8 protein-coding genes and 2 pseudogenes are annotated in these 10,202 nt (G+C 66.4%); 6 read left to right on the top strand and 4 right to left on the bottom strand.

Annotation, left to right across the window (positions count from 1 at the left end):
* Window positions 1-213 precede the first annotated feature (213 nt).
* Both GD1_RS25575 and GD1_RS23165 read right to left on the bottom strand, forming a co-directional pair.
* Window positions 214-396 (bottom strand): hypothetical protein, encoded by a 183-nt coding sequence (locus GD1_RS25575; protein WP_238404046.1) that lies wholly within the window; start codon window positions 394-396, stop codon window positions 214-216.
* A 38-nt stretch (window positions 397-434) separates the two neighbouring features.
* Entirely contained in the window at window positions 435-1,160 is a 726-nt protein-coding gene (locus tag GD1_RS23165) for a LysR family transcriptional regulator (RefSeq protein WP_244882975.1), read from the bottom strand.
* 102 nt (window positions 1,161-1,262) lie between these two features.
* Between GD1_RS23165 and GD1_RS23160 the strand changes: the two genes are divergently transcribed.
* The 5 genes and pseudogenes from GD1_RS23160 to GD1_RS23140 all read left to right on the top strand — a co-directional run bounded on the left by GD1_RS23160 (window position 1,263) and on the right by GD1_RS23140 (window position 7,138).
* Window positions 1,263-2,441, top strand: coding sequence for an acyl-CoA dehydrogenase family protein (locus GD1_RS23160; protein ID WP_059039855.1), 1,179 nt, complete (start codon window positions 1,263-1,265; stop codon window positions 2,439-2,441).
* Window positions 2,438-3,648, top strand: a pseudogene (locus tag GD1_RS23155) (CaiB/BaiF CoA transferase family protein). The gene GD1_RS23160 and the pseudogene GD1_RS23155 overlap by 4 nt, the downstream one beginning before the upstream one ends.
* Window position 3,649: 1 nt before the next feature.
* Window positions 3,650-4,389, top strand: a pseudogene (fabG, locus tag GD1_RS23150) (3-oxoacyl-ACP reductase FabG).
* Between the two features lie 215 nt (window positions 4,390-4,604).
* The gene (locus GD1_RS23145; protein ID WP_059039853.1) at window positions 4,605-5,726 is read left to right on the top strand and encodes a linear amide C-N hydrolase; all 1,122 of its coding nucleotides are present in this window, start codon (window positions 4,605-4,607) and stop codon (window positions 5,724-5,726) included.
* 98 nt (window positions 5,727-5,824) lie between these two features.
* The gene (locus tag GD1_RS23140) at window positions 5,825-7,138 is read left to right on the top strand and encodes a threonine/serine exporter family protein (protein WP_157079600.1); all 1,314 of its coding nucleotides are present in this window, start codon (window positions 5,825-5,827) and stop codon (window positions 7,136-7,138) included.
* A gap of 188 nt (window positions 7,139-7,326) precedes the next feature.
* Here GD1_RS23140 and GD1_RS23135 read toward each other — a convergent pair whose 3' ends face one another.
* The gene (locus GD1_RS23135) at window positions 7,327-8,040 is read right to left on the bottom strand and encodes an IclR family transcriptional regulator (protein ID WP_059039849.1); all 714 of its coding nucleotides are present in this window, start codon (window positions 8,038-8,040) and stop codon (window positions 7,327-7,329) included.
* A 124-nt stretch (window positions 8,041-8,164) separates the two neighbouring features.
* On the opposite strand from GD1_RS23135, the gene GD1_RS23130 reads away from it, so the two are divergent.
* On the top strand, window positions 8,165-9,361 hold the full coding sequence (locus tag GD1_RS23130) for a 4-hydroxybenzoate 3-monooxygenase (protein ID WP_244882984.1): 1,197 nt from the start codon (window positions 8,165-8,167) through the stop codon (window positions 9,359-9,361).
* Window positions 9,362-9,454: 93 nt separating this feature from the next.
* Here GD1_RS23130 and GD1_RS23125 read toward each other — a convergent pair whose 3' ends face one another.
* Window positions 9,455-10,084: a DUF8020 domain-containing protein gene (locus GD1_RS23125; protein WP_020790026.1), complete on the bottom strand. Its 630-nt coding sequence runs from the start codon at window positions 10,082-10,084 to the stop codon at window positions 9,455-9,457.
* Window positions 10,085-10,202 lie beyond the last annotated feature (118 nt).

Here is a 10,202-nt window from a genome sequence, read left to right as displayed (position 1 = left end):
CGCAGCCTACGCTGGGTGGTGACCACCTCTAAGTGGTTGCGTTCCGACGTTGGCTGTCTGAGGTTTCGACACGTCTCGTCGCTGCGCTCCTCGTCGGCTCAACCATCAATGGGTGGTCGCTGTTTGGCTGGTTGTGTGCTCGTTGTTGTCTCAACCGTCAATGGGCGGTTGCTGTTTGGTTGTGTGCGCGATGGCGACTCAACGATGAGTTGGTCAGCCCGGTCCCGGTCCCGGTCCGGAGCCTTGATCGCGGTCGTCGGCGGGGCGGGTGGTCACCTCGGTCAGTGCCATGAACTCGTCACGGACCCGGACCACGGCCGGACTGGAGTCGTCGCGCCGCCACGCGATCCGCATGTCGACGTCCGGTGACGGCTCCAACAGTGGCAGGAACACCACGTGGGGGTCGTTCGCGTTGCGGGCGACGGAGGCCAGGGTCAGCGAGCATCCACCTCGGCGCCGACCAATGCCAGCGCGGTCTGGGTATCGGGTGCCACCTGGACGATGTTCGGAACGAATCGGGCCGCGTGGGCGAGTCGCCGAAGGCGGTCGGGCAACACCGCGCCCTCGTGGGCGGGGAGTGACACGAAGTGTTCGTCGGCCAGCGCGGCGATCGAGACCTGTCCGGCATCGGCCAGCCGATGGGTGTCGGGCACTGCCATGACGAGCGAATCTGATTGCACGACATGGGCGTCCACCTCTGTCGGGATGATGTCCCATCGGCCCAGTGCGATGTCGGTGTCGTCGTCGAGCAGTCGTTTGAGCGCCGGCTGCGCGAAGTTCTGGCTGGACAGCTCCAGCTGGATTCCCGGCCGCTTGGAGTGCACGGCGCGGGCCAGTCGGGCGATCATCCGGTGGGTGGAGATCCCGGCGAATGCGATGCGCACGATGCCGGTGTCGCCGTCCTCGGCGGAACGGACCGCGGCCTCGGCCCGGCGTAGTCCGGCGAGTGCCTCGTGTGCAGGTGCGATCAACGCGGCGCCGCTCGCGGTCAGACGCACCGACCTGGTGTTCCGGTCGAACAGGCGGGTGCCGAGCTTCCGCTCGAGCTGCTTGATCATGCGGCTCAGCGGCGGCTGGGCGATGTGCAGACGTTCGGCCGCCCGGCCGAAGTGGAGCTCCTCGGCCACGGCGAGGAACGCGCGCAGATCGTCGTAGTCCACCTCGTACCTCCGGAGCGAGCGAGACAATTGATACTGAATAAGAATAACAGGGCTGTTGATTAAGTATTGGACTGTGATCAATGGCGGGGGCATGGTCTTCTCATGGTCAGCAGCAATCCCGACGTCCCCGACGATGTGTTCGCCGATGTCGTCGCGCAGGTCCGCCACTTCGTCCGGACCCATGTGGTGCCGAGGGAAACCGAGATCCTCGCAACCGACGAGATCCCGGGCGACCTGCGCCAGAAGGCAAAGGACATGGGTCTGTTCGGCTACGCGATCCCGCAACGATGGGGCGGGCTGGGACTCGACCTGATGCAGGACGTCGAGGTGGCGATGGAGTTGGGCTACACGTCGCTGTCCCTGCGGTCGATGTTCGGCACCAACAACGGCATCGCGGGGCAGGTCCTGACGAACTTCGGGACCGAACAGCAGCAGGATCGCTGGCTTCCCGGGATCGCCGCGGGCGAGGTGGTGGCCTCCTTCGCACTGACCGAACCAGGTGCCGGTTCCGACCCGGCCGGTTTGCGGACGGTCGCAAAGGCCGACGGTGATCAATGGATCATCAACGGCGGCAAGCAGTTCATCACCAATGCGCCCGATGCGGGCCTGTTCGTGGTCTTCGCCCGGACCGATCCCGCCCCGGAGAAGGGCAACGGTATCGCCGTGTTCCTCGTGCCGGCCGACACCGCGGGACTGGCAGTGGGTCCCAAGGACGCGAAGATGGGGCAGGAGGGCTCCCGGACCGCCGACGTCACCTTCACCGACGTCCGGGTGGGGGCCGATGCCCTGGTCGGCGGTGATGCCGCGGTGGGCTACCGCGCGGCGATGACGTCCCTGGCGCGCGGTCGCGTGCACATCGCCGCACTCGCAGTGGGGCAGGCCCAGCGCGCCCTCGACGAGTCGATCGCGCAGTCCGTCGGCGCCACGCAGGGCGGCACCCCGATCGGCGACTTCCAACTGGTGCAGGCGATGATCGCCGACCAGCAGACCGGTGTCATGGCCGGACGGGCACTCGTCCGCGACGCCGCACGCGCCTGGGTGGAGGGCACCGACCGGCGGATCGCGCCCTCGGTGGCAAAGCTGTACTGCACCGAGATGGTCGGTCGGGTCGCCGATCTGGCGGTCCAGGTGCACGGCGGTTCCGGATACATGCGTGAGGTCCCGGTGGAACGCATCTACCGCGACGTCCGCCTGCTGCGCCTGTACGAGGGCACCAGTGAGATCCAGCGGCTGATCATCGGCGGCGGACTGGTCCGCGCCGCGAAGTCGAGCGCCTCGTGACCCTGCCCCTCGACGGCTTCACCGTCGTCTCCCTGGAACAGGCGGTGGCCGCCCCGCTGGCCACGCGCAACCTCGTCGACCTCGGCGCGCGTGTCATCAAGATCGAGCGGGTGGACGGTGGCGACCTGGCACGGGAGTACGACCACGTCGTCGACGGAACCGGCGCCCACTTCGTGTGGCTCAACCGGGCAAGGAATCGCTGGCCCTCGACCTGAAATCCGATGTGGGACCAGATGTGGTGCGAACGCTGATCGCCGGCGCCGACGTCTTCCTGCAGAACCTCGCGCCCGGTGCCGCGGCCCGCCTCGGGCTCGACGCGCCCACGCTCCGTGCCGACCACCCAGAACTCGTCGTGGTCGGGGTCTCCGGGTACGGCGTCGGGGGCCCACTCGAACACCGCAAGGCCTACGACATGCTGATCCAGGCCGATGCCGGGCTCATCTCGATCACCGGAACGCCGGACGAACCGGTGAAGACCGGAATTCCCACCGCCGATATCGCAACGGGAATGTACTGCGCACAAGCCGTTGTGGCCGCACTGCTGCGCCGTGCCCGAACCGGGGAGGGTGCCGAGATCGAGGTGTCGATGCTGGAGGCGACCGTGGAGTGGATGGGGCATGCGATGTACACGCAGATGTACACCGGTACGCAGCCGTCACGAATGGGCGTCAGTCACATCTTCATCGCACCGTACGACTCGTTTCCCACCCGTGACGGGCAGGTCCTGATCGGTGTGCAGACCGACCGGGGATGGCAGACGCTGGTGACCGAGGTGCTCGAGAACCCTGCCCTCGGCGCCGACCCGCGGTTCCATACCAACATCGACCGGGTGCGCAATCGCGACGCGTGCAACGCGGCGGTGGCGGAGGGGACCCGCCGGTGGACCAGTGCCGAACTCGACCGGCGGCTCGCCGCCGCCGGGGTCCCGGCCGCCCAGATCAAACAACTCGCCGACGTCGTCGAGCACGAACAGCTGCGGGCGCGAGACCGGTGGCGCACCGTTGCGACCGAGAACTCTTCGGCCAGAGCGCTTCTGCCACCTGCGTCCTTCGGTGACTTCGAGACGCCGATGGGGCCGGTGCCCGCACTCGGTGAGCACACCGTGCCACTGCTGCGCGAGGCGGGACTCGACGATGCCGCGATAGGTGCCCTGCTCGCCGACGGTGTCGCTCGCACACCCGCCGACGTCCCGGCCGCGGCTCGTTGACATGTCACCTGAACCGAAAGGAAAGACCTTGCTCGACAACAAGACCGCCGTGATCACCGGTGGTGCACAGGGAATCGGTGCAGTGATCGCCCGGGCGTTCACCGAACACGGTGCCCGCATCGTCATCGGCGACCTGGATGCCGCGCAGGCGCAACGCGCCGCCACCGAACTCGGTCCCGACGCGATCGGCATCGGATGCGACGTCGCCGACGGGGAGAGCGTCACCGCGCTGCTGGACGCGGCGCGATCGGCCTCCGGCTCGGTCGACATCATGGTGAACAACGCAGGTATCACCCGTGATGCGACGATGCGGAAGATGGCCGAGGCCCAGTTCGACGACGTGATCGCGGTGAACCTCTGCGGGGCCTGGCCGCCGCGATCATCCGCGAAAGTGATGGTGGGTCGATCATCAACCTGTGGTCGATCTCGGGCAAGGTGGGATTCATCGGGCAGACCAACTGTTCGGCGGCCAAGGGCGGCATTGTCGGACTGACCGAGGCGGCATCGAAAGAAGCTGCGCGTCTGGTCATTCGGATCAATGCCATCCAGCCCGGCCTGATCCGGACCGTGATGACCGAGGCGATGCCGGCCACGGCGCGGGATGCCAAGATGGCCGAGATCCCAATGCAGCGGGCCGGCGAACCGTCGGAGATAGCCACTGTCGCATTGTTCTACGCGTCGGATCTGTCGTCGTATATGACGGGAACGGTGGCCGAGGTCACCGGGGGACGGCACATCTGAGCCCGGCCGGTGGCGTGCGCCGACATGGGGCGAATGCTGTGACCGGTTGGGTGCATTCTTGTGCCCGTTTGGTTCGTTTCAGTGCGTCCGTACGACGTTTATCACGCGATTGACTAGGGTGAATCATCGAGCAGCTGTCTGCTCGGTGGGGCGGCGTGAACAGCGACGCCCATGCTCGACCTCCGCTCACTTCTAGTGAAAGAGACACACCACATATGTGCACTCGGGTCATGTGGCCGGACGCCAACGGATCAGTCATCGTCGGACGGAACATGGACTTCCACCAGGATCTCCATACCAACCTGTGGAAGCTTCCTCGCGGGATCAAGCGCGACGACCGGATCTCCGGCAAGCTCGAATGGACCGCCAAGTACGGCAGCGTGATCGCCGGCGTCTACGACATCCTGTCGACCGACGGAATCAACGAGCGCGGTCTGGGTGCACATCTGTTGTGGCTGGCGGAGTCGGACTACGGCACCCCCGACGATTCGCGGCCGCAGCTGGCCATGTCGATATGGCTGCAGTACTACCTGGACAACTTCGAGACCGTGGCCGAGGCCGTGGCGTGGACCGAGGAGCACCAGCCCCAGGTTGTCCCGATGGCCGACCCGACCGGTCACAGCAAGCCGGCGCTGCACCTCGCGATCGAGGACGCCAGCGGTGACTCGGCGATCATCGAGTACATCGACGGCAAGCTGGACATCTACCACAGCCGCGACCACCTGGTGATGACCAATTCGCCCACCTACGACAAGCAGCTGGAGCTGGTCAAGAAGTACAAGGGCCTCGGCGGCGACGATCCGCTCCCGGGTACCTGCCTGGCCAGCGATCGTTTCGCCCGCGCGCAGTACTACGTCGGGGTGCAGCCGCAGCCGACCTCGCAGGTGCAGGCGATGGCCGCGATGCTGAGCATCATCCGCAACTGCGCCCAGCCGTTCCGCAACCCCGAGCCGGGCAAGCCGGATGCCTCGCAGACGCTGTGGCAGGTGGTCCTGGACCTGACCAACCTGCGGTACGCCTTCGAGTCGACCACGCGCCCCAACACCGTGTGGGTGGATCTCAAGGACCTCGACTTCTCGGAGGGCTCCGGCGAGGCCAAGCTGGACCTGCTCAGCAAGCTCGCCCTCGAGGGCGGCATCGCCGGTGAGGTCCACAAGCACTTCAAGAGCCACCACAAGTTCCACATCGTCTCGATCGAGCAGGCCAAGCTCATCGGCGAGGTCGTGGCGAAGGCTGCCAAGGTGATCGGTGCGGCGAAGACGACCGCCGAGGAACACGAGAACAAGATCCAGGACGAGGTCCAGGCGAAGCTGACCTCGTTCGTCGCCGCGGAGTAGCGGTTCGACGAACCTGTCGATCACCGGCCCCGAGTCTGGGAGAACACAGATTCGGGGCCGGTGCTCGTTCACCCGCTATCAGGGAGTGAGGTCGGTAGGTGGCAGAAGGCACCGCAACGAGCCCCGATTCCGCCGGCGGGGACAACGAGATGTTGGAGCTCATCGCCACCGTCGGTGAGGCGCTGAACCGGTCGATGTACCCGGTGTCGCAGACCAAACAGGTGATCGCCGAGATCAACGAGGCCTACGGCAACGAGATCTCCGCCGAGGTGTTCGCGACCTACACCATCGCGCTCGACCGCCGAAGAGGCGACGTCACCGTGACCAACACGGGTTCGATGTACCGATTCGACCAGGCCGCACAGACCGAGTCGCTCATCCACGAATTGCGGTCGGCGGCGATGCCGGTCCGGCAGGCGTTGCGGGAACTGCGTGCGATCGCCGACACCCCGGCACCGTTCAACCCGGTCGTGCGGGTCATCGGATTCATGCTCCAGGCACTCGGCTTCTCGCTCTGTTTCCAGATGAGCCTGCCGGCAACGATTCTCGCGGTGGTGATCTCGGCGCCGGTGAGCATGGTGCTGCTGTGGAGCAGCGTCAGGGGAACGTTTGCTGCGCTGATGCCGTTTCTGCTGACCTTCCTGTCCTCCCTCGCGATCGCGTTGTGGGCCGTGCACATCGGTGTGGACGACCCGGTGCGACTGGCCGTGATCCCGGTGCTGACCCTGATCCCGGGGGCCGGCCTGACCACGGCACTCATCGAACTCACCGCCGGTGACATGATCGCCGGGGCATCCCGGCTGGTCTCCACCCTGATCGTCTTGCTGTCGATGGCCTTCGGTCTGGCGCTCGCCGTCGACATCGTCGGTCTCTCGCCGAGCGATCTGCAGGACGTCACCAGTGCACACGCACCGTCGTGGGTGCTCTGGCTCGCCGCACCGGTGTTCGCCGTCGGCAACATCATGTTCGCCTGCACGCCCCGCCGCGCATGGATCTGGACGGTGCTCCTCGCGTGCGGCACCTTCGGGCTCTCCCACCTGCTGCAGAAGTCGATCAGCTCGGCCTTCGCATGCGGTATCGCGATGGGCGTCGCACTTCTCGTCGCCTTCGTGGTGAACGCCCATGTGAAGGGTCGACCGAGTGTCCTGGTGATGTACATGCCCACCTGGTGGCTCATGGTCCCCGGCTCCATGGGATTCGTGGCACTCAGTGGTGCCATCACCGCCAACCGTGAACTCGCCGACCTGGGCACCTCGGCGGTCCTGGCGCTGATGAGTATGGCGGTCTGCATCATGATCGCCAGTGTGCTCACTCCCTTTGTCTCCCGGCCACTTCCATCCAGACGGCAGGGTCAGGATGGACCGGGGAAGCCCGGTGAACCGTTGGCGAACACCGGGTACGACGTCGACTGACGGCGTCATCGTGCAATGGCGTCATCGTGCAATGGCGTCACCGGGCAATGGCGGCAAGTGGCGGCGATGGTTCAGGGCGGGCGATCTCGTCGAAGCGCGTGTGAGCGGCATCGGTGGACTCTGCAACACCTGTCGGTAGCGAAAAGTGGTGGACCCACTCGCGGTCGTGCTCCTGGAGTCCGTACAGATCAAGACAATCCGCGTGAGATCGCGCGGCCGGCGGTCTGTAGCACCGTGGTGAGGGGAGTGCTGTCGGTGTCGAGGGGGACCACCACCGACAGGGCTGCGACCACCGTGGGGCCGCGGCGGATCGGTGCGGCGATCGCGAGGGTGCCCTGGTTCAGGTACTGGCGGGCGACGACGATGCCGGTCCGGCGGATCTCGGCGAGCAGGGTGCGCAGCGTCGGCTCGTCGGTGATCGTGTGCGGGGTGAACGCGCGCGGGCCCGCCGCGAGCACGGCGTCGTAGATGTCCTGATCGGCGTGCGCCAGCAGGACGAGACCGCCGCTGGAGGCGTGCAGGGGTAGCCGTCCGCCCATGCGTCCGACCAGCCCGACGGCGTCGTGACTGGACAGGCGTTCCAGGTAGACGGCCTCGAGGTGGTCACGGACCACCAGTTGCACGTTCTGCCGGGTGATGTCGTGCAGGTCCTCCATGAACGGCATTGCCACCGAACGCAACTCGTGGGCACGGGGTGCTCCGGTCCCGATCTCCCAGACCCGCAGGCCGATCTGGAAGCGGAAATCGTCGCCGCGCTCGAGCAGCCCGAGCCGGGTGAGTTCGCGGCAGATGCGGAACACGGTCGGTATCGGGAGGCCGGAGCCGGCGGCGAGCTCACTGATCGTCTGACGTGGGTGCTGCGGGCTGAAGAGTTCGAGAAGCAGCACGGCCCGCTCGAGCATCCCAGAAGGAACGTCAGAGGTTGTCACTCATCGAAAACTACCTGTTGTCCGGCCTGCCGCACCCGCGAACATGCTTTTCAATCGCATTCTTCCGATCAAGGAGTATCCCGTGAATGTTCCCCCGATCCGCACCCGAGTCGGCATCGTCGGGGCCGGTCCCGCCGGACTGATGCTCGCGCACCTTCTCCATCTGCAGGGCATCGAGTCCGTCGTCCTGGAGGCCCGCAGCCGGCAGGAGGTGGAGGGCACGATCCGCGCGGGGATTCTCGAACAGAACACGGTCGACCTGCTGGTCGAGGCCGGTGTCGGCGATCGCCTGCTCGCCGAGGGGCACCGGCACACCGGAACCCAGATCAGGTTCGCCGGCCAAGGGCGCCGGATCGACTTCGAGGCGCTCACGGGCCGGGCGGTCACCGTCTATCCCCAACACGAGGTGCTGATCGACCTGATCGCGCGCCGCCTCGCCGACGGTGGGGACATCCGGTTCGGGGCCGGCGACGTCGAGGTGCACGAGCACACTGGAAGCCGGCCGTTCATCACCTTCGTCGACGGCGATGGCCAGAGGCAACGCCTCGAGTGTGAACTCGTCGCCGGGTGCGACGGATCGCGCACCGCCACAAGGAACCTCATCCCCGAGCCGGCGGTGCGAACCGACTACTTCCGGCAGTACCCGTTCGTGTGGTTCGGCATACTCGCCGAAGCGCCCCGTACCTCCGACGAGCTCATCTACGCCCACAGTCCCAGCGGTTTCGCGCTCTGCAGCACCCGCACCGAGACGGTGCAGCGGCACTACCTCCAGGTCTCGGTCGACGACACCGTCGAGGACTGGTCCGATGCACGGATCTGGGACGAGCTGCACCGACGGGTGGACGGCCCCGGCGCAGAGGTCCGGGAGGGTGCGATCTTCGCCAAAAGTGTTCTGCCGTTCCGCAGTTTCGTGTGCGAGCCGATGCAGTCCGGCCGGTTGTTCCTCGCCGGCGACGCCGCACACACCGTTCCGCCGACCGGTGCGAAAGGCATGAATCTCGCGATGGCCGACGTGTGGGTCCTGGCCGATGCCATGACCGGATTCCTGGTGTCGGGGGATCGGCGAGGACTCGACGGGTACACCGCTGCGGTGCTTCCCCGCGTTTGGCGGGCACAGCACTTCTCGTGGTGGATGTCGACGATGCTGCACACCGCACCCGACGCGTCGCCGTTCGACATCAGGCGGCAGGAGGCGGAACTGGACACCGTGACGAGCTCCGATGCCGGCCGCACGCTGATCGCGGAGAACTACACCGGACTGCCGCTGCGGGAGCGCGTGTACGCGAGGGTGTGACGGTGCGGTCGTGAGACAGAACTGGGGCGTGCCCTCGATGGAGGACACGCCCCAGAGATCGAACCGACCGATCCGGCGTAGAGAAGAACTGGGCTACGGAGTGTTCCACCAGGTCCAGAAGGCGCGGACCGTCTCGCCCTTGGCCTTGCCCTTACCGCAGTTGCCGTAACCGATGTCGGCACCGATCACCGCACCGATTCCGGCGCCGATGACCCAACCGACGATGACGAACAAGCCGATGAGGCCGCCGATCACGGCGCCGGCGATGACCGTCGGTGCGGCGCAGCTCCAGTTGTTGTTGGCCTTGCGGATCATGTCGTCATAGGCCTGCGCCTTGGTCAGTCGCTGCGGCTTCTTGTTGGCCACCTCGTGCCTGGTCGCCTGCGGCACCAGATCCGCGACCGTGCCGTCGGCCGAGAGGGTCGCCTTGAGCGGCACGACCTGGTCGGCGGCGGCGAAGTGCGCGAGGTCGATGGTCTCGGTGGTGACACCCGAGGCGTTGACGACATGCAGCGAGTTGCCCGCCTGCCGGAAGTGGCTGCCGTGGGCGAGCTCGACGATGATGGAGCCGTAATCGGCTCCGCCCAGCGACACCTTCGCGGCCCCGCCGTTCAGTGCGGCGCGCGATGCCGCAGGATCTGCGTGGGCCGTCCCCGACGGAACCACGAGCAAAGTGACCATGGCTGCGGCGAGCAAGCCCAGAATCGACGCGAAGCGCCTCATTCATCCCCCTAGTAATCGGCTGCAGCGAACCCGCAGCGTCGTCATGTAACCACAGAGGTTTGCCAAAGTGGATACTCGACAACGAGATTGGTCTGGTTGAAGTACATCCGTGGCTCTG

The organism is Gordonia desulfuricans NBRC 100010, from assembly GCF_001485495.1.
GTDB lineage: Bacteria > Actinomycetota > Actinomycetes > Mycobacteriales > Mycobacteriaceae > Gordonia > Gordonia desulfuricans.
Note: the sequence above shows the minus strand (reverse complement) of the source record. Positions and strands in the feature narration are given on the sequence as shown.